The following is a 21,151-nucleotide window of genomic DNA, read 5'->3' on the forward strand; positions in this document are numbered from 1 at the left end:
GCAAAAACACTGGAATGACGGGGTCGAATATGATTCCATCCTGTCATGAGCAATGCGACCGAAGAGCTTCCGGACGACCTTGCCAGTGCCCTTGCACTGCTGGCCCAGGAACGCGCTCGACGTGTCGCAGCCGAAGCAGAAGCGGCGACCGCCAAGGCCGAAGCCGCCAGCGCAAAGGCACTTGTATCGCATTCCGAGGCGCTAATCGCACGGCTGAAGCTGGAGATCGACAAAGTTCGCCGTGAACTCTACGGCAGCCGGTCCGAGCGCAAGGCGCGGCTCCTGGAGCAGATGGAACTGCAACTCGAGGAATTGGAAGCGGACGCCGGTGAGGATGAACTGGCGGCGGAGATTGCTGCCAAAGCTTCAGCCGTCAAAGCCTTCGAGCGCAAGCGTCCGTCACGCAAGCCCTTTCCCGAACACCTGCCGCGCGAGCGCGTCGTCATCGCCGCTCCCGCCAATTGCGCCTGTTGTGGATCGGCCAAACTGTCGAAGCTCGGTGAGGATGTCACCGAGACCCTGGAGGTCATCCCGCGTCAATGGAAGGTCATCCAGACGGTGCGAGAGAAGTTCACCTGCCGCGAGTGTGAGAAGATCACACAGCCACCCGCACCCTTCCATGTAACACCCCGCGGCTTTGCCGGGCCACACTTGCTGGCGATGATCCTGTTTGAGAAGTTCGCCCAGCACCAGCCGCTCAACCGCCAGAGCGAGCGCTATGCCCGCGAAGGTGTCGACCTCAGCTTATCGACGCTGGCCGGTCAGGTTGGAGCATGTGCCGCGGCGTTGAAGCCCATTCACTCCCTGATCGAGGCGCATGTCCTTGGCTCCGAACGTCTGCATGGTGACGACACCACCGTGCCGATCCTGGCCAAGGGAAAGACTGATACGGGCCGCATCTGGACCTATGTCCGGGACGATCGACCGTTCGGAAGCCTCTCCCCGCCGGCGGCCCTTTACTATGCCTCGCGAGATCGACGGCAGGAGCATCCAGAGCGCCACTTGAAGACCTTCACCGGCATTCTGCAGGCGGACGCCTATGGCGGCTACAATCCGCTGTTCAAAATTGATCGCGATCCCGAACCGCTGACCCAGGCACTCTGTTGGGCACACTCGCGGCGCAAGTTCTTCGTGCTCGCCGACATTGCCGCAAACGCCAAGCGTGGAAAGAACGCCGCGCCGATCTCGCCTATGGCGCTCGAAGCCGTCAAACGGATCGACGGCCTGTTTGATATCGAGCGGGAGATCAACGGGCTTGACGCCGATCAACGCCTGGAGCGTCGCCGCAAGGAAAGCCTGCCGCTCGTTGATGATCTGCAGGCCTGGCTTCAAACCGAGCGGGCAAAGCTCTCACGCAGTTCCCCGGTCGCCGAGGCGATCGATTACATGCTCAAGCGCTGGGATGGCTTCACGTCATTCCTGGCGGATGGCAGAATTTGCCTGACGAACAATGCGGCAGAGCGAGCTCTGCGAGGCTTCGCACTAGGCAGGAAGTCCTGGCTCTTCGCCGGATCAGATCGTGGCGCTGACCGTGCCGCCTTCGTAGCCACATTGATCATGACGGCAAAACTCAACAACATCGATCCGCAGGCGTGGCTTGCCGACGTTCTTGCCCGCATCGCGGACACGCCGATTACTAGACTGGAGCAACTGCTTCCGTGGAACTGGATACCGCCGACCGTCAACGCTCAAGCGGCGTGATCTCTGACCGTCACGTGTCGCCGCTCTACCTTACTGATCCGTTTTTGCAGTGAGCGCACCAAATCCCTTTGCTTGGAGATTGTAGGGCGGGTTTGCCGCATCGCGGGCAGATAGTGGCAATGGAGCCAGTCCTGTAGATCATTGCGCACCTCTCATCACGAGCAGAAAACCGTTCTTCTAGCGTATGCATATCGCATTTTGCCCGTCGTCTCCATTCGTCGATAAGTAGTTTGGTCACAGAGAAATCAGTGACCAAGAGGGCGGCCTTCGCCGGATGTTTACTACGGAATGGACCGGCGCAACTTTCCAAAGACCGGGTATCGCAAACCAATTCCGAGTTTTGCTCGTCCTCGCGGAAGTATCGCCTTGAGCGGATACGAACCGCTGACCCCTACGTATCTTGCCCTTTTTTTTCCGTAACGTGTTGTCCCATCGAAAAAACTTAAAGACTCGCCGATATAGATTTTTACCGCAACCCTTCCCCGAATATTCCTAGAGTGAGCCTGCGCCGAAGCGCGCAATGATTTCTCGAGCGATATCCTGATGTCGTTCCTCCAATGCAAAATGACCCGAGGCATAATGGCGGACTACAGTGTTCGTATCGTATTCTGCGAAGGCGTCAGCGCCTCTCGGCGCAAAAATTGGGTCTCCGTCGCCCCACACTACAAGCGCTTTGGGTCGCGCGTTTTGAAGATAGGCTTGCCAGGCGGGATAGAGATCAAGATTTGAGACAATGTCCAACTGAAGGTCGGTCATTGCTTTGTGGCGGGCAGGATCAGCAAGTGCAAAAGCATCCGAGGACCACGCATCGGGGCTAACCTCATCTGGTCTATTTGCCCCCTTTCGGTACAAGAGTATATCTGTAGCCAAGCTAACCCGACTTTCTGCTGCGGCTCGTCTGTCAAGAGTCGATAAAGCCTTGGAACTCTCGAGTGCCTTGAGCCGGTTCGGTTCCCAGCCATCAAGCGACACCGGAGTGTTTTGAATAATAAGACCAGCGATTCGATCGGGATGGCGAAGTGCCAATCTCATCCCTACCGGGCCCCCAAAATCCTGCATGTACAATATCGTCGTGTCGGCATGAACGGCTCGAAGAAAGCCTTCGATGTAGTCAGCCACTCGGTCAAAAGTTAGCGGGTCGGCACCATCAGATGGGATACCACTATTTCCCATCCCAGGATAATCAGGCGCGAAAACATGGAAATCCTGACTAAGATCTGGCAGAAGATCTCGGAACATGTGGGACGAGGAGGGAAAGCCGTGAAGCAGGACGATTACGGGCTTGGTCGCATTGCCCGCCTCCCTGTAGAATATATCGACCCCATCTACCTTCATTTTTCGCTGACTGACAACCTCCGAACCAGCTGCCGCAAGCGGCGTAAGGCACGTCGCGAGGAGACCAGCGCAAAGAACGGTCATCCACTTTCTCACCATTGCCATCGTTACTCACTTTCTTAATTTATCCCGCTACCTCTCACGAGAACGCAAAGAGCGACTATGAATAGCGATCCAAGTCTGCCGCTTCGGGCGACATGGGCGATAGAGAGGACTTTGTTTCCGTCAGACGCTACGTGAAGAACGTTACTCGGTACCGGGGAATTGATCGCCAAACATCGGGTGGCCCCCCGCAGACTCTTCGATCGTTGCCTCTTCTTGAAGGACGTCCCAGTGTTCGACGAGTATCCCGTTGTTAATTCTGAACATGTCAACCGCCACTAGTGCTCGCTGACAAGGCTGCGCATATCGACCGTGAATCATTACGAACTCTCCGTCTGCCATGGCCAGGCCCGGCTCGTAGCGTGTTCCCTCCGGCATGCTACGCACAAGGCCGAACAGCCCATCCCTCCCTGGAGGTACAAGGCGGCTATGCTGGACATAATCGAGTGACCAGCGCTCCGCTGCCGTCTCGAAATCTCGCTTGTTGAACAGGATGTCTAGTGCATCCAGCACCAAGCTTTTGTTAGTGGTGAGAGATCCCATTGCTCTAACCTTCTTGTTGTTGGAATGAAATAATGTGGGGCAAAATTCAAAACAGCCGGTGGCTGCTGACACTCTACCGACATTGAGGCCTGTCCACCCGCCCTTACGCTAGCGTAGCTTGCTCGGGCCCAAAACCCCGGTTCTATGGCATCGCACTAGCTGAACCCGCGCGAGATTGGCCGTGACGATTGATGAGCAAGCGAGCACCTTTCATCGTAACGAAGCACATCTGAGGGTTGCCGCGCCTACCGGCAAAGACGCCCGGATACTTTGTACTGCGGACGACGTCTATTTCTGATGGCGGGAGTATGCGCAAATAGCCGCTAGCGCCTCGCCGGGATACGTCCACATCAAGTAATCTGAGAATATCCGCACCGGAATACCACAATCGCCCTTTTGAGAAGATAGTGCGAACCGGTAAATTTCCGCCCGTTAGAGCGGGAAAACAATTACCGTTTACCCGGTTCGTCGGCTGGCGGTCGGCCAGGCGCCGAGCCATCGTCGGCACTCCAGTCTCACAGAGTGAATCGCTAAGCATGTGTTATCCGACCTAGTCCCTGTCCTGGAAAAGGTTAAACTCGTCTCGGTGAAGAGTAACAAACGCTTCAACGGTCAGGGGCGCTTTGCCTGTGACCTTTCCGATGACCGTATCGGCGCCAGCGAAAACGCCGTTCTGGTAGTCGATCGCGATCGCACAGAAATGCTGGACGAGAAACGGTGGGAGTCCCTGCGCCTCCAGCCTCGCCTTGTACTCTGCAATCGTGGTCGGCTTGTACGATACCGTGGTACCGAGTGCGTCACTGATGGCGCTGGCAATCTCAGACTGGTTTAACTCTGTCGGTCCATGCAGTGTATAGGTATTGCCGACATGCACGTTGGGCTCCGTCAGAACCGCCGAGATGAAACGAGCCTGATCCTCGGCCGCGATCGGCGCGTGCTTCCCGTCTCCGTAGGGCAGGTCAATCAATCCGTTATTGACGATCGATGCTTGCGCATGGGGATAGAGAAACCATTGCGAAAAGAATGTTGGCCTGAGATGCACCACAGGAAGACCAGCCCAGTCAAAGATTCGCTCGGAAATCCAGTGATCACGAGCTGCATGACTTGCTGAATCGCTTCGCGCGGAGATCTGCGACATGTTGACGACCACTGCGGGACCTGTTCGGCGCAGCGCATCCGATAAATACGCTGTCGCCTGAATGATCCCGGGTCGAACAGGATAGCAGAAATAAGCACCATCGACGTTGTCCGCTACGGACACGACATCGTCGTGGTCCAACATATCTCCGACGACCACTTCAGCCCCAAGCGCTTGAAGTTTTTGAGAGCGGCCATCTGCCTTCCTGACAAAAGCCCGCACCGAATGCCCAAGCGCCAATAGCTCCGCGACCGTATAAGTGCCGGTAACGCCTGAGGCACCGGTTACCAAAAAGGTTTTTCTCATCGTATGCCTCGTTTTCAGCTGGCCGTCGGCGTTCGGAGCGATATTCGGCGGCCGCTTCGTTAAGTTAATAAGCCCTGCCAGAACGCAGTGGAGGTATCGCATCGGACCTATGCGCTCGCTATCAGGCAACAGGCGCACCTGCGAAAGGCCACGATCCCGTAAAGCCCTCCACCTTGTCAGGCCGGTCAAGCAGTGCGGGATGACTTGCGTGGTCAAGTCGCCCGAGTTGCTCTTGCGAAAGAATTACGTCTAGGCTTCCTAGATTGCTTTTCAGCTGTAGCTCGGTCTTCGGACCGACCATCGGGATCAATCCCTTGGCGGCAACCCACGAGATCGCTACACGATCTGGCGAGCTCCCGATCTCCTGGGCAATTTGTAAGAGGGTATCGACAATCTGCAAACGTTCCTCGCTGTCCTCTGCCTGGAAAACGTTTCCGCCGAGACCCTGCTGGCGTCCCTGTTCGCCGTTCCGGTATTTACCGGTCAACATGCCGCCGCCGAGAGGAGAATAGGTGACGACGCCTAACCCAAGAGCTGCGGCAGCTTGGAACACGTCGCGCTCGGGCGTCCGATGGACCAAGCTGTACTCTACCTGCACTCCGGCTATCGGGACGGAGCCCGTCATTTCCGCTAGCGTCGAGGCTCTGACTGTCCTCCACGCGGAGAAGTTAGAAAGTCCGCCATAGAGAATTTTCCCGGCGCGTGCGAGGTCGTCAAATCCTCGAACGATCTCCTCGCTGGGCGTCACACCGTCCGCATAGTGTGCCCAGTAGATGTCAATGCGATCCGTCCGAAGCCGCTTCAAACTCGCTTCGATGGAGGTGACCATCGCCTTTCGGCTGTTTCCCGTCACCAAAAGCCCGCCCCCTGCGGCCGCGCCCATCGTGAACTTTGAAGTAAGGAGAAACTCTTCGCGCCTCCCTGCAAGAAGTTGGCCAAGGAACTCTTCAGATTGACCGAACTGGTAAAGGTCAGCCGTATCGATGAAGTTACCTCCAGCCTCGGAATATGCGTTCAGAACACGCCCGGCCTCTTCGATATCGCTTCCATATCCCCATCTTTGACCGAAATTCCCTGTTCCAAGAACCAGTTCGGACACTTTCAGGCCTGTCTTTCCAAAGACTTTCGTTCGCATATCAACGTCTTTCGATTATCTAAATAAATACTGCTTAACCCGACGACCTCAGGCTACAGTCTCGATAAAGGTAGCGATGCCCGACTCTGCTCCACTCGCATTTACGTGCATATGAGCCTATTATTCGAACGTGAGTTTTGCAAGCTGACATTTGAGTTTTCGTACTGAGTAGCGTTATTGAAGCTCGAAGAACGCTGCGCGGCGGTTGCACTGCCAGCGACAAATAATGCAAGGAGAGTGACCAGATGGTCAAAAGCCTGTCGATGCCCTTTGAACGTGAGGCCGTGATTCCCCTCGTATGCAACTGCACAAAGTTGCGCCGCGCAGCACGTAGAATCTCTCGTTTTTATGACGATTGGCTCGCGAGAACTGGCTTAAAAACGACCCAGTTTTCTATTCTGGCTTCCCTCGCCCACTTCGGACCGAAGACGATGCAACATCTGGCTGATCAGATGGCCATGGACCGGGCGACCATGGGTCACAATATCAAGCCACTTGAACGAGACGGCTTCGTCGCTGTTAGCACTAATCCTAACGACCGTCGTTCAAAAATCATCGTTGTCACCCAAAAGGGTCTCGACGCTATCGAACTTGGCCGCCCATTATGGACAGAAGCCCAAAAAGAATTTGAGCATCGCTTCGGGGCCGAAAACGCGGCCCTGATGCGAGAGATGACAGACACGATTGCGGAGAGCTTCAGGGATCCAGCAAGAGCCGACTGATAGTAGGTAGTTCCTGCCCTCCGCATCGTATCTACAACAGCTATTTTCAAGGTTTGTCTCGGTCCACCAAGCGAAACCGCGGCGCGCGCAGGGGCTCGAGCGTCAATCGATCGACCATGATCGGATCTACAGGCCTGCCAGTCTCGGTGTCTACAAAATTTACCGCAGGCTTACCCGCAGAGTAATGTGCATTGCCGTATGCGATTAGCGCCTGGATCACACTCTGAAATTCTCTTCCTGCCTCTGTGAGAAGGTATTCGTAGCGGGCCGGCTTTTCGCAATATCGGGACCGTTCCATGAGGCGGGCCTCGACTAATGCGGATAGCCTTTTGGTAAGCATCGCCGGCGCGATATCGAGGCTTGTTTGAAACTCGTCGAAGCGGCGCTTGCCTCGCAACGCGTCCCTAAGGATCAAAATTGTCCACTGTTCGCCCACCCGCTCTAGCGTTTGAGCTATCGGACAATCCACGTCCTTAAAGCTTTTTCTTTTCATCCGACATCCGACTCGATCTACAGCGCGGCATTTATACCGTGTGGCAAAACATCCCGACAGTTCCAAGAAATTACTTCAGCAATAAACTTTATCCAGCCTTCGCTCTTGAGATACCGCTCGCTTGCGAACGACATGGAATGTAACTATCATGATGATAGTTACGAGCAAGCTTCGGATCATACACCGTCTTCAGTCAAAGGAGGACGACAATGACTATCATTGAAAAACAGGGTCCATATTTCGCCCCCTCGAATGTTGCCATGAGACGGCCGGGATCGGAGGATTTATCATCATTCTCTTTGGTTTCAGACGAACAGCCAAAGCAGCGGAGCCACGGGAGCTTGGAATCCGGTGGCGCGATCTCGAAGTTCGCCGATTCACTTTGGTCATTGTCAGTTGACGGACTGACACCATCGCCGGAGGCTGATCTTGATGAGAAAGACGACCTCGCGGCAGAAATCCATAGATGGGCCAACATGGATGTCGGTGAGAAAATACGTGCTCAGTATTTGGCCTCACGAGGCCTGACGGAAGACGACTTGGCCAATATGTCTGCGGACGATCGTAAAGCGATTGAGGACGAAATTAAAAAGACTATCGAGGAAGCCTCAGGGACAGACCAAGCCGTGCACCAGGTGGCAATGCAGTTCCCGTCGGACATAGGTCAAGATCCGCGGGGTCAGTCAGACCAGAAGTCTCCTCATCACGATAAGCTTCGGAACAGTCCAGAAGACACTGAAAAAGACGGCATCTGACCGGCAAACCTAACCAGTGGTGCCGGTCCTATCCGCAAGTACTAGAACGCCAGCGCGGCAATGCTGTTAGCTGACAGAGAATTATTCCTGCGCACCCTTACCGAACACAAAATAAGGGCGCGAAAGAATACCTGAGAGAGGATTATGGTGAGGAAAGTGGGAATGATAATCTTCGAGGGCGTACAAGCCCTCGACGTTTCCGGCCCACTGGACGTCTTTGCTGAGGTCACGGCAATGCTTGCTGGCCAGGATGGCTACGAGATCGTCCTCATTGGTCCATCCACAGATAAGGTAAAAGCATCGAACGGTATGGCATTGGTCGCGGACCTGAGATTCAAAAACGCCCGTGGACCATTTGATCTTCTGCTTGTCGCGGGCGGTCCATCACTACCTCTCGAGGCAGCGTCCTCGGAGTTGGTTGAGTGCCTTACTCGCTTAGCTGCCACAAGCAACACGTACGGGTCGGTGTGCACAGGCGCATTCTGCCTCGGTGAGGCGGGCCTACTTAATGGACGCAAGGTGACGACACATTGGCAAAATGCCGCTCGACTTGCAGAAAGGTTTCCTTTGGCTCGCGTCGAACCTGATTTGATCTACGTCCAGGATGGTCCAGTGATCACATCTGCTGGTGTCACCGCAGGTATCGATCTGGCGCTTTCTATTGTCCGCGAACATCACGGTAACGCGGTTGCATTGGCTGTCGCCAAAAGGCTTGTCGTCGTCGCGCAACGTAATGGCGGCCAGTCGCAATTCAGTCCATATCTTGAGCTCTCTGGACTATCTTCATCTCCACTGTCGATTATCGCGGAGCACGTGATGGGCAACCTTCGTGCTTCATTAACGGTTTCTGATCTCGGCAAAATCGCAGGAGTGAGCGAGAGAAGTGTCGCTAGGATCTTCGCGGATGAGGCCAAGACGACACCCGCCGTGTTCGTGGAAAATGCACGTATCGACGCTGCGAGGAACCTGCTGGAAAGCGGTGGGCAACCTCTTAAAGTGATTGCCCACGATTGCGGGTTCGGGAGCCCTTCTCGAATGCGTCAGGTTTTCAGTCGAAGACTAGGAATAACCCCCACAGAATATCGCAATCGTTTTGCGCTTCGATCGATCGCCAGCTCATGAATCCCAAGGCGAATTCAGAATCATCTCGGCGAAGTCTCTGCGTTGATAGCTTGGATCCATCTTCGACAGGACGTCAGCCTTTACATTACCGAATGTAGTCTCGGGTTTTCGTATGGTGCCAAGGCAGAACGATGTCAGGATTCCGTGCTTGAATTTCAATCCGCGCGGGTGGCATTCACAGACCTCTTTCCTTTGCGCCTCGGGGAACTCGTCGTAACCTATTCCAAGAACATCCATCTCGACCCCGGCAGTCACGAGCGCAACGATAGGCCTCTTATGTTGCGGAATGCCCGGGGTCGTGTGGAGAGCGATCGAGTCCCAGACATCATCGACCTCCCTTTCCGCGACATCGTAGGATGAGAGAAAGTCACGCGCTGCATTCGCTCCATCAACCTCAAACCGCTCTGTGTCGCTGGCATATCTATCCATAATGCCCATGTCATGAAACATGGCTCCGATGTAGAGCAACTCGGGGTCGTAACTGAGATTTTTGCGCTCACCGGCCAGCGCTCCGAACAGAAATACGCGCCGAGAATGATGGAAAAGCAGATCCGTTTCAGTGTCCTGGACGAGTTCGGTAGCGGCTTTCGCCATCGCGCTGTCAGGGATTTTGATACCAGCAACGATATCGACTGACTTGGTCATACGAGAGAACCTTTTAAGAGGGTGATCAGCCAGACAACAGTGATCACGGTTTTTGACGTTATTCAGCAAGGGCTGGTTTAGCCGCAAGAGCTGCAGCGATTCCTTCACCGTAGGCGGGGTCAGCTCTTGTACAGTTGTCGATGTGACGTTGGCGGACAGCGTTAGACACACCCTCCATTGCGCGCGCCGTATTGTTGAAAAGGACCTGTCTTTGCTCAGGTGACATCATCCTGAACAGATTTCCTGGCTGTTCAAAATGGTCAACGTCGACGCGGTGATCCCAATGGTCTGCATCACCCGAGACTTTCAGTGGGGGCTCGCGGTACGCAGGCTGCTCTGCCCAGTCTCCATACGAATTTGGAACATAAGCTTTCGTCGAACCGTGATTGCCATCAACCCTCATAGCGCCGTCCCGATGATAAGAGTTGTGCGGGTTCCTTGGCGCGTTGACCGGAATCTGATGATGATTCACGCCCAGCCGGTAACGGGCCGCGTCTCCATAGGAGAAAAGCCGCGCCTGGAGCATCCGATCTGGGGAAAACCCTATTCCGGGAACCACGGCTGCCGGTGTGAACGAAGCCTGCTCGACTTCAGCGAAATAGTTCTCTGCATTGCGGTTAAGCTCCATCACCCCAACCTCGATCAGGGGATAATCCCTGTGGGGCCAAACCTTGGTCAAATCGAAAGGATTGACGGGATGCGTTTCTGCCGCGATCTCAGGCATGATCTGGACGTAGAGCGTCCATCTCGGGAAATCCCCATTCTCAATGCTGTCGTAAAGATCACGATGGTGGCTCTCGCGGTCTCGACCAATGAGAGTGGTCGCTTCTGTATCGGTGAGGTTCTTAATTCCCTGTTGGGTTCTGAACGTGAATTTAACCCAGAAGCGCTCGTTTGCTCCGTTGATGAAGCTGTACGTGTGACTGCCAAAGCCATGCATGTGTCGGTAGGTCGCTGGAATACCGCGCTCGCTCATCACAATAGTCACCTGATGGAGCGATTCTGGAATGGAAGTCCAAAAGTCCCAATTAGTCTCGGGGTTTCTCATCCCGGTCCGCGGGTCCCGCTTAACGGCGTGGTTGAGGTCGGGGAAGCGAAGTGGGTCTCGAAAGAAGAACACCGGCGTGTTGTTTCCTACGAGATCCCAATTTCCTTGCTCCGTGTAGAATTTTAGCGCGAAGCCTCGGATGTCACGCTCAGCGTCCGCGGCTCCCCGTTCTCCGGCGACAGTCGAAAACCTCGCGAACATCTCTGTTTTCTTCCCGATTAGGGCAAAAATGCTCGCTCGCGTGTATGCTGTGATATCGTTGGTAACGGTGAATGTGCCGAAAGCACCGGCGCCTTTGGCATGCATGCGACGTTCGGGGATGACCTCACGATCGAAATGGGCCAGTTTTTCGATGAGCCAGACATCCTGCAAGAGGGCTGGGCCTCGCGGACCCGCGGTCTGGATGTTGAAATTGTCAACGACCGGCGCGCCGGCGGCCGTGGTGAGTGGTTTCTTCGATTCCATGAGATTGCCTTGTTGTCGAACCAGGCGTCGTGTGACGCCGCATGACCACAAGCATTGTCTTTTTCAACGCCACTCCTCAACGGCATTGCTGCGCTTCATCCTGCCAATAATGTGCGGTTTTCTGCCAAGGGAGATATGGTGGCAGAAAAGCCCCGCCTCGACTTACGAGACGGGGCTCCGTCAGGTCGGACCATGGGGACCTGAACCGACCAACTGCCGACATGCAAAGCTAGTGCGCACCCGCTCCGCCACCCGGCATTGGCCTTTTGGCCAGAAGCAGGGTGAGTGCTGCGAGAGCCAGTACGGTCCCGATCACAGCAAACGTGTCACTAAATCCCATGATCAAAGACTGCTTCTTCACGACGCGGCCAATGGCGATCACTGCCTGCCTTTGTGCAACGACATGGTCTGTCACACCATGAGAGATGAAATAGCCGGTCAGTTGATCGAGCCGTTGGCGAACCTCGTCCCGTGCAAGGGTCACGGATTGACCGATGATGTTCGAATGAAACTGCTCTCGTTTGGTCAGGATTGTGCCGAGAGACGCGGTTCCCACCGCTCCGCCGAGATTTCTCAGCATGTTGGTCAGGCCGGAAGCGGCTGCCGCGTCTGCAGGCGCTATACCTGCGGTCGTGATCGCAGTGATTGGGGTCAAAACAAGTGCCTGTCCTATCGCCCGGATAATGTTCGGTATCCAGAACTGATCTCCAGCGTTGTCGGCAGACAGGAAAATGTTGAGAAAACAGCTCCCAGCGAAGATCGATATTCCGACAAAACCTATATACCGCGGATCAAATCGTTTCATCAAAAGAGGAACCAAGGGAATGAGCAATAGCTGGGGCAAGCCCGTCCAAGCCAGTACGTACCCGATTTGCTCGGCGTTGTAGCGTTGCACTTGACCGAGATACTGCGGGAGAATGTAAACGGTCCCGAACAGGCCTATGCCCACCAAGACATTAACCAGGACACCGATCCCAAAGTTACGCTGAGCTAACAGCCTGAGCTTTACCAACGGCTTCTCAACTGTGAGTTCAATCCAAATGAATGCGGTTAGGAATATTGCTGCGACGATGCTAAGTTTGACGATGAATGGCGACGAAAACCAATCATCCTTGTTCCCCTCCTCGAGCACGGTCTGAAACGCGGAGAGTCCTATTGTCATTGTGACAATGCCGAGCCAGTCACCCTCACGCAGTAGGCTCAACCGCATTGGAGACGGCGACAGGGTTATCGCCAGCGCGGCGGCCATGACAGCGCTTGGAGCGGCGTTAATATAGAAGATCGTCTGCCAGCCATAATTTTCTGTCAGAAAGCCGCCAATTGTTGGCCCAATTGCGGGTGCGAAGGTAACGGACAGTGCGAAGATTGCCAGACCGAGAGGTTGTTGAGGTTTTGGCAGCTTCGTCAGAACCATGGTGAAGGCCATGGGGATAAGGACACCGCCCGCAAAACCTTGCAATCCGCGCAAGACGATCATTGTGCCCAAATCGTGAGCAAACGAACATGCGATGGAGAAGATTGGAAAAAGGACCGAATTGACTAGGATATAGCGACGAAACGAGAAGACGGTGCTCAGGTAGGCCGTCAAAGGGATGACGACGATTTCGCCAATCAGGTAAGATGTCGAGATCCAAGCTCCGTTATCGACGCCAGTGCCAATTCCTCCCTCGATCTCGAGCAAAGAGGCATTTGTAATCTGGATATTCAAGATCGCCATGAACGCGCCAACCATGCCGGCAAGCACCGCAATCCAATCTCTCGCGCTTGCACGCGCTGTACGATCGCCGCTCATTGCGCTGTCCCTTGGTTCGCAGTCAGCGATCTGATATCAATCGCAGGCTGAACGGACATGCCGGGCCGCAAGTCTTTCAGGCCCGAACCGTTCGGGTCAAACACGATACGGACGGGAATGCGCTGCACAATTTTGGTGAAATTGCCAGTCGCGTTATCTGGCGGGAGGAGGGCGAATTCCTGACCGCTCGCGGGCGCCACGCTCTCAACCTTTCCATGATAGAGCCGGTCCGGATACATATCGATTTTGATCTCAACAGGCTGCCCAACCCGAACATCAGTCAGCTGGGTCTCTTTGTAGTTTGCGACCACATAAACTTGATTGTTCGGTACAATTGTCATCAGCTGTGTGCCGGCCTGTACATATTGCCCTGAGCGCAACGTTCGATTGCCGACCACCCCATCCATAGGCGAGACAATCTTCGTATAATCGAGGTTGAGCTCTGCCTGCCGTCTTTGGGCCTTAGACCTATCAAGGGCTGCAGCTGCCTGGGCAACCTGTGCGGTGAGCAACAGAACCTGCTTTTTTGCCGTTTCGAGCGCGGCCTCGTCACGCGCGATTGTTGCTTTGGCTATGGCGATTTGAGATGCCGCTTGCTGCGCGGTCTGTACCGGCGCATAGCCATTGGTAGCCAGACTGGCGTAACGCTGATTGTTCTGTTCTGCGAAGACCTCATTAGCGCCGTCCACATCGAGCGTGGCCTGTGCGGCAGCAATGTTCGACTTCTGGATATCAAGAGAAGCGCGGGCAGCGTCGAGAGAGGCACCCGCTGCCATAACATCGGCATTTGCTTGATCAAGGGCGGTGCGATAATCGCGGTCGTCGATCAGCGCAAGTTGCTGCCCCTTCGTTACGGGCTCGTTATCCGCCACCAATACATCAGTCAAGTATCCGGACACCTTAGGGGCCATAGCGCTGCTGTCTGCTTTGACGTAGGCGTCGTCAGTTTCAACCTGAAAACGGCCTACGGTCCAATAACCGTGGCCGTAATAGACAACTGCCGCAGCCATCACTGCTGCACCCATTGAAAGTAGAAGACGTTTCAGTTTCGTTCGGGATCCGCGGGCCGGGTCGGGATTGTCCGCCCTTTCGGAGGCATCTGCTGAGGATTTGACCTCTGTCTTTGCATTAGGGGATTGGGGAGATGCTTCAAGCACACGTATTTTATCGGTCATGGATCACCAGGAAGAGAGCTGCGCTATTTTGGAAAATTGTGGTTTTCCAAAATATGTTGTATGTAACATCTGTCAACAGGAATTTGGAAAATGCCGATGGTCCAAAATGATGTACCTATAAAAAGGCCTCGTGGTCGCCCGCAAGTGCGCTGCGATGAAGCCACGCGTTCGGTCATAATTGATGTTGCTTGCCGCGCTTTTCGTGCCGATGGATATGAGGCAACCAGTATCAACGCGATTGCACAGGAAGCCGGGGTTTCGACAAAGACGTTTTATCGCCTCTTCCCGGCGAAGACTGACCTCTTTTCGGCGGTGGTCACGACCCGGATTGACGATTTCCTGCTTAAACTAGATGTCGATGTTCTCGATAAGCTGGGATTGGAGGAAGCACTGATCCGGATACTGTTCGCCTACGGAAGCCTGACACTGTCTGAACGTACGGTTCGGTTGATGCGGTTAATCGTTAGTGAATCCGACCGTTTTCCGGAGTTGGCCGCAGCCTTTTACGAAAAGGCGATCGTCCGCACGAATGACTTCATGGAAGCGTGGCTTCGGGGAAGAGTTGAAGACGGCGGGTTGGCTCTTGAAGATATCCACGCCGCTTGCGGAATGCTGCGCGGCATGATGATCATGGAGCCGCAGCGGGCGTCGCTTCTCAATCAGGCCCCCCTTTTACAGCCAAAAGAGATCGAGGATCGTGCAAGGTCGTGTGCGTCGATATTTCTGCGCGGAGCAGCCACTCCTCATCAATGCTCACATTGATCTTTGACCGCCGCATTCTGGGGCGCGGAAGCAGGCGGCATCCCTGCGTAGCTCAAATGGGCGCGGGCCCCAAAATTACCGTGGCATTGACGCCGCCAAAGCCGAACCCATTCGACATCGCGTACTGGACTGGCTTTCGACGCGCACTTCCTGCGATGAGATCCAGTCCCGCAGCGGTCACATCGGGATTGTCAAGGTTCAGCGTCGGGGGAAGCACACCGTCACGGATCGAAAGGGCCGTGAAAATTGCTTCTAGTCCGCCGGCTGCGCCCAGCAAGTGCCCGGTCGACGACTTTGTGGACGAGATAGCGGGGCCGGCGCCTTCCCCGAATATCGTTCGAATTGCAGCAAGTTCGCCGGCATCCCCGACTTGGGTCGAGGTTGCATGAGCATTCAGGTAGCCGATCTCCTCTGCACCTAGTGACGCCATGGTCAAAGCTCTCCCCATCGCAAGGCGAGCCCCCTCTCCGTCTGGCGCGCCGGCTGTCAGATGGTAGGCGTCGGCACTTGTGCCATAGCCCAGGATCTCAGCAAGCGGTGTAGCGCCTCGCGCGAGGGCGTGCTCAAGCGTTTCAAGCACGAGGATACCTGCGCCTTCGCCCATTACGAACCCGTCCCGATCGCGGTCGAATGGGCGTGATGCCCTCTGCGGCGTGTCGTTGTACGAAGTTGAAAGTCCGCGTGCGGCGGCAAAACCTCCGAGCGCGACGCGATTGACGCACGCTTCAGCGCCCCCTGCCACCACAACATCTGCCTCCCCTGTTCGCAGCAGTCGCATGCCATCTCCGATAGCCTGAACACTTGCTGCGCACGCCGTAACGGGCGCACCGATCGGTCCCTTGAAACCATATCGGATGGAGACATGGCCTGCGGCAAGATTCACCAAAAATGCGGGCACAGTGAAAGGTGAGAGCTTGCCGCTCCCACGAGCGTCAACAGTTCTTACGGCCTCAGTTATGGTATGGAAGCCACCGATTCCCGACGCGATCACAGTTGCCGTGCGCTCCTGCTTTACCGAACTATCAGCCTCCCAACCTGACTGGGCGATTGCCTGACGCGAAGCTTCAAGCGCGAAGACGATGAACCTATCCATCTTTCTCCGGTCCTTGGTCGAGATTACCGCATCAATATCGAGACCAGCCTCATCCTCACCGATGGTAGGGACCATTCCCCCGACCTTGGCGTCGATGTCAGGGACTATGTCGTCGCTTAACCGGATGAGACCACTGGCCCCGGAGATCAGCCTGGACCACACCGGCTCAACGCCAACCCCGAGCGGAGAGACGATCCCCATGCCGGTAACAACAACACGCCCGCTCGATGACTGGAAAACCATCTAAATTCCTTCCACGTGATTTTTGGCCCTATGCCGCTGGCAACCCAGGCTGACGATTTCGAAGCCTCCTGCAGATCAAATTAGAAGTGGTGAACCTTGTCTTCGGAGACGTTTTCGACACGCTTGTGCTTCACCGCGAAGTGACCACTTGGCAGTCGAACTAGAGTATCGGTTACCATTGCGTAGGAGATGAGCTTTGGAAAATGCTGATCAAACTCCATGATTTCCATCGGAGCGGATTTAAGGGCATTAGCTTCTGAGCTGGGAGCAACGCGGATAAGCAGAATGTAGTAAGTGACCTGCACATCCCCGCTATCAAGGACGTCAACGACGTGGTTGCAGTTATGTCTTCGGACGCCAAGGGTGATCGGTTCATAAGCCTGAAGGAAATGTTCGAGCTCATGCTTTCCAACGCTTCGGCCCAGCGGATGATCGACAACGACATCATCCGCAAATGCGTTGAGCAGTTTTGCGAGTTCCCAACGATCAAAATAAAAATTGATACGGTTCACGAAATCAATCGCATCGCTTCGTATCTGAGCGGCAACCTGCGTGCTCTTGAAGATCGGGCCATCGTCCATTTTGCACCTCCAACTAACTGTTCGTCGCGCGCCTTCCAGCAAAATCCGAAAGACATACTTTACATGTGTGTATTTACACACTAACAAGGCGAGATGGAAGATGCAATAGGGCCAAATGCTTGTTACTGTTTCACATCGAGGAAAAGCTCCCGATGGATCACGCGTCTGTATGATGCTGCCCTGGTGCCGAGTGGTCTGACGATCTCGCAGTATTCGATCCTGACGGTTCTCGAGCATCATGGTCGAATGAAGGTCTCGGAAATGGCCGGCTACATGGTGATGGAGCGGACCACTCTCGTGCGTAGCCTTAAGCCACTTATAAAGGATAGCATTGTTCTCAGTTCGCAACAGATTGGCGATCGTGCGCGCCACTTCGAGCTGAGCGAATTTGGAAAGGCGAAGCTCAAAGACGCTTCGCCTCTGTGGCTGTCCGCCCAGCGCCAGTTTGAAAAATCAGTTCAGCGCGTTCGAGCTCTTGAGTTTCGGGATTACCACCTGGCAATCCCGGATGGAGGCTAACAGCCTCGTCCAACACGTAATTTGTCGGGACATCTCGGGCGGCAAATTGCGACCCTAAATGTGTATATACACACCTAATAGAGGAAATATATCTTATGACCGCAGCCTTTCCGGCCATCATGAAGCAACAGCTTCTCGACCCAGCGGACCACATCAGTGCAATCGACTTCGTCAACCGGTTGAACTGGCTTTTCGAGACCTGGGATGTCGAGGGCATGATCGAGTCATTTACTCCCGATGCCGTCGCCTATCACTTCCATGGAACGATCCGCGGACACGAAGGTATCCGGCACTTCTTCGAAGTGGACTATCCGTATCTCATCCCAGGTGTGGGACGTCACGCGACAAACCACATCGTCGACCGGGACGGCGATGGCGTTCAAGTTCGCTATCACAATCTTCTCGTCCGCCATGCTCAGCCGGAAGACGCCGTTAAGCTCGGGGCAGGTCAGGTCATGGAGAGCGATGCCGATTTGCCGGGTATCTGGCTTTACTCGCCGATGCGCGATCGACTGGTCAAAACGGCTGACGGATGGAAAATTTGGGAACGCTACATCGGGGGCTCCACGACCAACACGCGTCTCTCACCGGCTACGCAGGACGCAGCGGCTTTGGTGCAGTTCATGCCTCGTCCTCAGATTAAGTGAGCAAGGGACCGGCCGGCCAAGCATCGGATTACTGTCTTAAGTGCTTGGCTCATTTTATTTTGCATTATCGAGGATAAACGAGCATGAAATTAGAACTTCAAGGCAAACTCGCTATCATCAGCGGGTCGTCCGCAGGAATAGGTCTTGCGATTGCCAAGGCACTCGCCGCGTGTGGCGCGGACGTTGTTATCAACGGCAGGCGTCAGGAATCGCTTGACGAGGCGGCCCGGGCTATTGGCCAACTTGCTCCTGGCGTTACCGTCCATACATTTGTTGGAGACCTGAGCTCGAATTCTGTCGTGGCCGAGCTTGTTCAGCGTTTTCCGCGCTGTGATGTGCTCGTCAATAATCTCGGGAAGTATGCCTGGAAAGATTTCTTCTCATCCACTGACGACGAGTGGGAGGAGTTTGTTTCCGTCAACGTTACTTCGGGTATCCGCCTTTCCAGAGCGTATCTGCCAGCGATGATAGCAGCCGGCTGGGGACGCGTCATCTTCATATCCTCGGAATCTGGTCTCAACATTCCCGCGGACATGATTTTCTATGGGACGACGAAAACTGCTCAGCTGGCTCTTGCGCGTGGCCTCGCCAAAGTTGCGGCTGGCACAGGCGTCACCGTCAACTCCGTGCTTCCCGGCCCAACGTTGTCCGAAGGCGTTGAGACAATGGTCAAGGAGATGATCGGGGGTAGCGAGACAACCGTGCAGCAGGCCGCCGACGAATTCGTAAAAGCGCACCGGCCATCTTCCATCATCCAACGGACAGCGAGCGTCGAAGAAGTCGCCAATCTCGTGGCCTATGTTGCATCGCCGCTATCGTCTGCAACGACTGGAGCAGCTCTTCGCGTCGAGGGCGGAATCGTCGACAGTATCGGGTGATAATTTCGGGGGAGTAATCCCCCGGAATCATTCGTACCAAAGCCTGAAAGCTGCCCCGTCGCGCTCTACAGACCCCAATCCTGGGCGCTTCCAATGATAGCCGAGCACCTGGGCTCGTGTCGACGCAAGCCTATCCAGAAGTTGCTGGCGCGTATGGCTTGCGGCTTCATGGTCTGTATCAAAACCAAAGCGCCAATCGGGATGTTGGAAGGAGATTATCGGGTTGGTCAGCGCATCACCGGTTATGAAAAGCTCGCCTTGTCCGTCCAAAGAAAATGACACATGGCCTGGAGTGTGGCCTGGCGTCGAAAGCACTTCCATCCCGTCAAGAAGTCGTTGGCCAGGCTCGATGAGGTTGAGGCGCCCAGCGATCGCGCGAAAGTTGGAGCGAGCACCTTGGCCAAACACTTTGAGGGGATCGGGAAGCCGGCAGTCGTCTTCCCAAAACTCCCACTCTTCTCTGCTGAGGAAATACTCCGCGTTGGGAAAAACCAGATTACCGCGATCATCAAGGATACCACCCATGTGATCAGGGTGGGCGTGTGTAAAAAGAACGGCTGTCACGTCGATTGGATCGATGCCATTCCGCCGCATATTCTCCGGCAACGCTCCGCAAGTATCCTGAAATTGGCGACCAGATCCGACATCAATGAGGACGAGCTCTTCTCCTGTGCGGATAACGGGCACATTTGTCGCGAGCGGAGCGCTTGCGTGTCCTCCACCCATCTCAGCGAGAATGGATAGCCGGGCAGCTTCTTCAACTTCAGGCATAATGATGTCTGCCGGGAGTGTGAGATATCCATCACTTACGACAGTGATATCGAACGCCCCATGCAGGAAAGAGAAAGCAGCCCCGCTGTTGTTCATGCGCGTTGACCCATTGGTTGACCTATTGCCATCTTCCATCCATTGCCTAAATAGCGACAGTAGCAATATTGACAGATTTCGGGGCAAAGGTGCCATCTGTGAGGAATTTTCGTGTCGCGGTGTTGGACCTCGAAGGTGCCTCGAAGGCGTCGATCTTGGGGCTTTCGGAAATGTGGGCATTTGCGAACGAAATGAATTCGGAGCGCTCCGTCGGACATATTGTACAAGAGAATATTTGCCCTGCAGAGTTCGGCGCCTGGCTGTCGCCATTTGATGCGCTGGTCGTTCCTCCGATGATCTCACGCGGAGCTGCTTCAGGAGATGAAGAGCGAATTCTGCAATTTTTACGCTCTCAAAAGGACGCCGGCACAATCATCTGCTCCGCGTGTGGAGGGGCAATGGTTCTTGGCGCCGCCGGTTTGCTCGATGGCAGGAAAGCGACGACGCATTGGTCCCTCTCCGATGAGATCAGCAGAAAATTTCCCAAGGCTGAATTCGACCTGTCGAGAATACTGGTGGATGACGGCGACTTGATCACGGCCGGAGGCGTGATGGCATGGACACAGCTTGGCCTGAGGCTTGTAGAGCGTTTCTTGGGCGCCGACATCATGCTGGCAACGGCTAAATTCATGCTGATCGACCCTGCGGACAGGTCGCAAAGCTACTACGCCAGTTTCACGCCCATACTGAGCCATGGTGATCCAGCGATCGTTGCGGTTCAGCACGCGCTGCATCAAGATTTATGGAAGAGCGCGACGCTTGATGATCTTATGAAGCTGGCACGCATGAGCAAAAGAACGTTTCTACGGCGATTCGTGCGGGCGACAGGAATGACTCCTTTAGAATATTGCCAGCGGATCCGTATCGAGCGATCGCGAGAGCTCCTTGAAAGGACTGCCGCTTCGATCGAACAGATCGCCTATCAGTCTGGCTACGAAGATCAGAACTCCTATCGCAAAATTTTCAAACGCGAATTGGGTGTCACACCGGGTGAATACCGCAGCAGGGTCGCGCTCGCGTCCATACAATCGGCAAAAACCTTCCATCATGATCGGAGTTGAAAATTGACATCCGTTTGTCTCGT

The 21,151-nt window shown here is 54.9% G+C and carries 21 protein-coding genes; 9 read left to right on the forward strand and 12 right to left on the reverse strand.

The window, feature by feature from the left end:
* The first annotated feature begins 45 nt into the window (after positions 1 to 45).
* A complete protein-coding gene (tnpC, locus tag MRBLMR1_RS12190) occupies positions 46 to 1,701 on the forward strand; it encodes an IS66 family transposase (protein ID WP_500064820.1) in 1,656 nt (551 codons plus the stop codon).
* Positions 1,702 to 2,193: 492 nt separating this feature from the next.
* Here the strand turns inward: tnpC and MRBLMR1_RS12195 are convergent, their stop codons facing one another.
* From MRBLMR1_RS12195 to MRBLMR1_RS12210, 4 genes are all read right to left on the reverse strand, one after another.
* Positions 2,194 to 3,141, reverse strand: a complete 948-nt coding sequence (locus MRBLMR1_RS12195) for an alpha/beta fold hydrolase (protein WP_210298176.1) — start codon at positions 3,139 to 3,141, stop codon at positions 2,194 to 2,196.
* A 141-nt stretch (positions 3,142 to 3,282) separates the two neighbouring features.
* Positions 3,283 to 3,681 (reverse strand): nuclear transport factor 2 family protein, encoded by a 399-nt coding sequence (locus tag MRBLMR1_RS12200; protein ID WP_183688393.1) that lies wholly within the window; start codon positions 3,679 to 3,681, stop codon positions 3,283 to 3,285.
* A gap of 550 nt (positions 3,682 to 4,231) precedes the next feature.
* Positions 4,232 to 5,125, reverse strand: coding sequence for an NmrA family NAD(P)-binding protein (locus MRBLMR1_RS12205; RefSeq protein WP_500064823.1), 894 nt, complete (start codon positions 5,123 to 5,125; stop codon positions 4,232 to 4,234).
* Between the two features lie 121 nt (positions 5,126 to 5,246).
* Positions 5,247 to 6,260, reverse strand: coding sequence for an aldo/keto reductase (locus MRBLMR1_RS12210; RefSeq protein WP_183688395.1), 1,014 nt, complete (start codon positions 6,258 to 6,260; stop codon positions 5,247 to 5,249).
* A 245-nt stretch (positions 6,261 to 6,505) separates the two neighbouring features.
* Between MRBLMR1_RS12210 and MRBLMR1_RS12215 the strand changes: the two genes are divergently transcribed.
* The gene (locus MRBLMR1_RS12215; protein WP_210298178.1) at positions 6,506 to 6,982 is read left to right on the forward strand and encodes a MarR family winged helix-turn-helix transcriptional regulator; all 477 of its coding nucleotides are present in this window, start codon (positions 6,506 to 6,508) and stop codon (positions 6,980 to 6,982) included.
* Between the two features lie 46 nt (positions 6,983 to 7,028).
* Here MRBLMR1_RS12215 and MRBLMR1_RS12220 read toward each other — a convergent pair whose 3' ends face one another.
* A complete protein-coding gene (locus MRBLMR1_RS12220; RefSeq protein ID WP_174011556.1) occupies positions 7,029 to 7,475 on the reverse strand; it encodes a winged helix-turn-helix transcriptional regulator in 447 nt (148 codons plus the stop codon).
* Between the two features lie 209 nt (positions 7,476 to 7,684).
* Here MRBLMR1_RS12220 and MRBLMR1_RS12225 point away from each other — a divergent pair, with 209 nt between their 5' ends.
* Positions 7,685 to 8,230 (forward strand): hypothetical protein, encoded by a 546-nt coding sequence (locus MRBLMR1_RS12225; RefSeq protein WP_174011552.1) that lies wholly within the window; start codon positions 7,685 to 7,687, stop codon positions 8,228 to 8,230.
* Between the two features lie 162 nt (positions 8,231 to 8,392).
* The gene (locus MRBLMR1_RS12230; RefSeq protein WP_500064826.1) at positions 8,393 to 9,352 is read left to right on the forward strand and encodes a GlxA family transcriptional regulator; all 960 of its coding nucleotides are present in this window, start codon (positions 8,393 to 8,395) and stop codon (positions 9,350 to 9,352) included.
* On the opposite strand, the gene MRBLMR1_RS12235 is transcribed toward MRBLMR1_RS12230, so the two are convergent.
* The 4 genes from MRBLMR1_RS12235 to MRBLMR1_RS12250 form a co-directional block, all read right to left on the reverse strand.
* The gene (locus MRBLMR1_RS12235; protein WP_500064828.1) at positions 9,347 to 9,997 is read right to left on the reverse strand and encodes an HD domain-containing protein; all 651 of its coding nucleotides are present in this window, start codon (positions 9,995 to 9,997) and stop codon (positions 9,347 to 9,349) included. The genes MRBLMR1_RS12230 and MRBLMR1_RS12235 overlap by 6 nt on opposite strands.
* Positions 9,998 to 10,055: 58 nt before the next feature.
* Positions 10,056 to 11,510, reverse strand: a complete 1,455-nt coding sequence (locus MRBLMR1_RS12240) for a catalase (RefSeq protein ID WP_183688399.1) — start codon at positions 11,508 to 11,510, stop codon at positions 10,056 to 10,058.
* A 229-nt stretch (positions 11,511 to 11,739) separates the two neighbouring features.
* Complete coding sequence (locus MRBLMR1_RS12245) at positions 11,740 to 13,302, reverse strand: DHA2 family efflux MFS transporter permease subunit (RefSeq protein WP_183688401.1); 1,563 nt, start codon at positions 13,300 to 13,302, stop codon at positions 11,740 to 11,742.
* A complete protein-coding gene (locus tag MRBLMR1_RS12250) occupies positions 13,299 to 14,477 on the reverse strand; it encodes an HlyD family secretion protein (protein WP_500064832.1) in 1,179 nt (392 codons plus the stop codon). Before MRBLMR1_RS12250 ends, MRBLMR1_RS12245 begins: the two co-directional genes overlap by 4 nt.
* Positions 14,478 to 14,573: 96 nt before the next feature.
* Here MRBLMR1_RS12250 and MRBLMR1_RS12255 point away from each other — a divergent pair, with 96 nt between their 5' ends.
* A complete protein-coding gene (locus MRBLMR1_RS12255) occupies positions 14,574 to 15,239 on the forward strand; it encodes a TetR/AcrR family transcriptional regulator (protein WP_183688453.1) in 666 nt (221 codons plus the stop codon).
* A gap of 52 nt (positions 15,240 to 15,291) precedes the next feature.
* Here the strand turns inward: MRBLMR1_RS12255 and fabF are convergent, their stop codons facing one another.
* Both fabF and MRBLMR1_RS12265 read right to left on the reverse strand, forming a co-directional pair.
* A complete protein-coding gene (fabF, locus tag MRBLMR1_RS12260; RefSeq protein ID WP_500064833.1) occupies positions 15,292 to 16,575 on the reverse strand; it encodes a beta-ketoacyl-ACP synthase II in 1,284 nt (427 codons plus the stop codon).
* Positions 16,576 to 16,655: 80 nt separating this feature from the next.
* Entirely contained in the window at positions 16,656 to 17,156 is a 501-nt protein-coding gene (locus MRBLMR1_RS12265) for a nuclear transport factor 2 family protein (protein WP_183688407.1), read from the reverse strand.
* Positions 17,157 to 17,249: 93 nt separating this feature from the next.
* Here MRBLMR1_RS12265 and MRBLMR1_RS12270 point away from each other — a divergent pair, with 93 nt between their 5' ends.
* The 3 genes from MRBLMR1_RS12270 (at position 17,250) to MRBLMR1_RS12280 (ending at position 19,200) form a co-directional block, all read left to right on the forward strand.
* Entirely contained in the window at positions 17,250 to 17,675 is a 426-nt protein-coding gene (locus MRBLMR1_RS12270; RefSeq protein ID WP_174011529.1) for a MarR family winged helix-turn-helix transcriptional regulator, read from the forward strand.
* Between the two features lie 95 nt (positions 17,676 to 17,770).
* On the forward strand, positions 17,771 to 18,322 hold the full coding sequence (locus MRBLMR1_RS12275) for a nuclear transport factor 2 family protein (protein WP_174011526.1): 552 nt from the start codon (positions 17,771 to 17,773) through the stop codon (positions 18,320 to 18,322).
* A gap of 83 nt (positions 18,323 to 18,405) precedes the next feature.
* The gene (locus MRBLMR1_RS12280; RefSeq protein ID WP_183688410.1) at positions 18,406 to 19,200 is read left to right on the forward strand and encodes an SDR family oxidoreductase; all 795 of its coding nucleotides are present in this window, start codon (positions 18,406 to 18,408) and stop codon (positions 19,198 to 19,200) included.
* A 27-nt stretch (positions 19,201 to 19,227) separates the two neighbouring features.
* On the opposite strand, the gene MRBLMR1_RS12285 is transcribed toward MRBLMR1_RS12280, so the two are convergent.
* Positions 19,228 to 20,067 (reverse strand): MBL fold metallo-hydrolase, encoded by an 840-nt coding sequence (locus tag MRBLMR1_RS12285; RefSeq protein WP_174011519.1) that lies wholly within the window; start codon positions 20,065 to 20,067, stop codon positions 19,228 to 19,230.
* Between the two features lie 119 nt (positions 20,068 to 20,186).
* On the opposite strand from MRBLMR1_RS12285, the gene MRBLMR1_RS12290 reads away from it, so the two are divergent.
* Entirely contained in the window at positions 20,187 to 21,128 is a 942-nt protein-coding gene (locus MRBLMR1_RS12290; RefSeq protein ID WP_183688412.1) for a helix-turn-helix domain-containing protein, read from the forward strand.
* Positions 21,129 to 21,151: the final 23 nt, after the last annotated feature.

Origin of the sequence: Neorhizobium sp. LMR1-1-1.1 (assembly GCF_040675795.1) — a bacterium.
GTDB classification, from domain to species: domain Bacteria; phylum Pseudomonadota; class Alphaproteobacteria; order Rhizobiales; family Rhizobiaceae; genus Neorhizobium; species Neorhizobium cellulosilyticum.

What these genes read in the sequence shown, in the direction of transcription:
- MRBLMR1_RS12205 (WP_500064823.1), bottom strand. Translation starts at nt 5,125, where the DNA reads ATGAGAAAAACCTTTTTGGTAACCGGTGCCTCAGGCGTTACCGGCACT.
- MRBLMR1_RS12245 (WP_183688401.1), bottom strand. Translation starts at nt 13,302, where the DNA reads ATGAGCGGCGATCGTACAGCGCGTGCAAGCGCGAGAGATTGGATTGCG.
- MRBLMR1_RS12250 (WP_500064832.1), bottom strand. Translation starts at nt 14,477, where the DNA reads ATGACCGATAAAATACGTGTGCTTGAAGCATCTCCCCAATCCCCTAAT.
- MRBLMR1_RS12240 (WP_183688399.1), bottom strand. Translation starts at nt 11,510, where the DNA reads ATGGAATCGAAGAAACCACTCACCACGGCCGCCGGCGCGCCGGTCGTT.
- MRBLMR1_RS12235 (WP_500064828.1), bottom strand. Translation starts at nt 9,997, where the DNA reads ATGACCAAGTCAGTCGATATCGTTGCTGGTATCAAAATCCCTGACAGC.
- MRBLMR1_RS12225 (WP_174011552.1), top strand. Translation starts at nt 7,685, where the DNA reads ATGACTATCATTGAAAAACAGGGTCCATATTTCGCCCCCTCGAATGTT.
- MRBLMR1_RS12265 (WP_183688407.1), bottom strand. Translation starts at nt 17,156, where the DNA reads ATGGACGATGGCCCGATCTTCAAGAGCACGCAGGTTGCCGCTCAGATA.
- tnpC (WP_500064820.1), top strand. Translation starts at nt 46, where the DNA reads ATGAGCAATGCGACCGAAGAGCTTCCGGACGACCTTGCCAGTGCCCTT.
- MRBLMR1_RS12200 (WP_183688393.1), bottom strand. Translation starts at nt 3,681, where the DNA reads ATGGGATCTCTCACCACTAACAAAAGCTTGGTGCTGGATGCACTAGAC.
- MRBLMR1_RS12195 (WP_210298176.1), bottom strand. Translation starts at nt 3,141, where the DNA reads ATGGCAATGGTGAGAAAGTGGATGACCGTTCTTTGCGCTGGTCTCCTC.
- MRBLMR1_RS12280 (WP_183688410.1), top strand. Translation starts at nt 18,406, where the DNA reads ATGAAATTAGAACTTCAAGGCAAACTCGCTATCATCAGCGGGTCGTCC.
- MRBLMR1_RS12270 (WP_174011529.1), top strand. Translation starts at nt 17,250, where the DNA reads ATGGAAGATGCAATAGGGCCAAATGCTTGTTACTGTTTCACATCGAGG.
- MRBLMR1_RS12220 (WP_174011556.1), bottom strand. Translation starts at nt 7,475, where the DNA reads ATGAAAAGAAAAAGCTTTAAGGACGTGGATTGTCCGATAGCTCAAACG.
- MRBLMR1_RS12230 (WP_500064826.1), top strand. Translation starts at nt 8,393, where the DNA reads ATGATAATCTTCGAGGGCGTACAAGCCCTCGACGTTTCCGGCCCACTG.
- MRBLMR1_RS12275 (WP_174011526.1), top strand. Translation starts at nt 17,771, where the DNA reads ATGACCGCAGCCTTTCCGGCCATCATGAAGCAACAGCTTCTCGACCCA.
- fabF (WP_500064833.1), bottom strand. Translation starts at nt 16,575, where the DNA reads ATGGTTTTCCAGTCATCGAGCGGGCGTGTTGTTGTTACCGGCATGGGG.
- MRBLMR1_RS12255 (WP_183688453.1), top strand. Translation starts at nt 14,574, where the DNA reads ATGGTCCAAAATGATGTACCTATAAAAAGGCCTCGTGGTCGCCCGCAA.
- MRBLMR1_RS12285 (WP_174011519.1), bottom strand. Translation starts at nt 20,067, where the DNA reads ATGAACAACAGCGGGGCTGCTTTCTCTTTCCTGCATGGGGCGTTCGAT.
- MRBLMR1_RS12210 (WP_183688395.1), bottom strand. Translation starts at nt 6,260, where the DNA reads ATGCGAACGAAAGTCTTTGGAAAGACAGGCCTGAAAGTGTCCGAACTG.
- MRBLMR1_RS12215 (WP_210298178.1), top strand. Translation starts at nt 6,506, where the DNA reads ATGGTCAAAAGCCTGTCGATGCCCTTTGAACGTGAGGCCGTGATTCCC.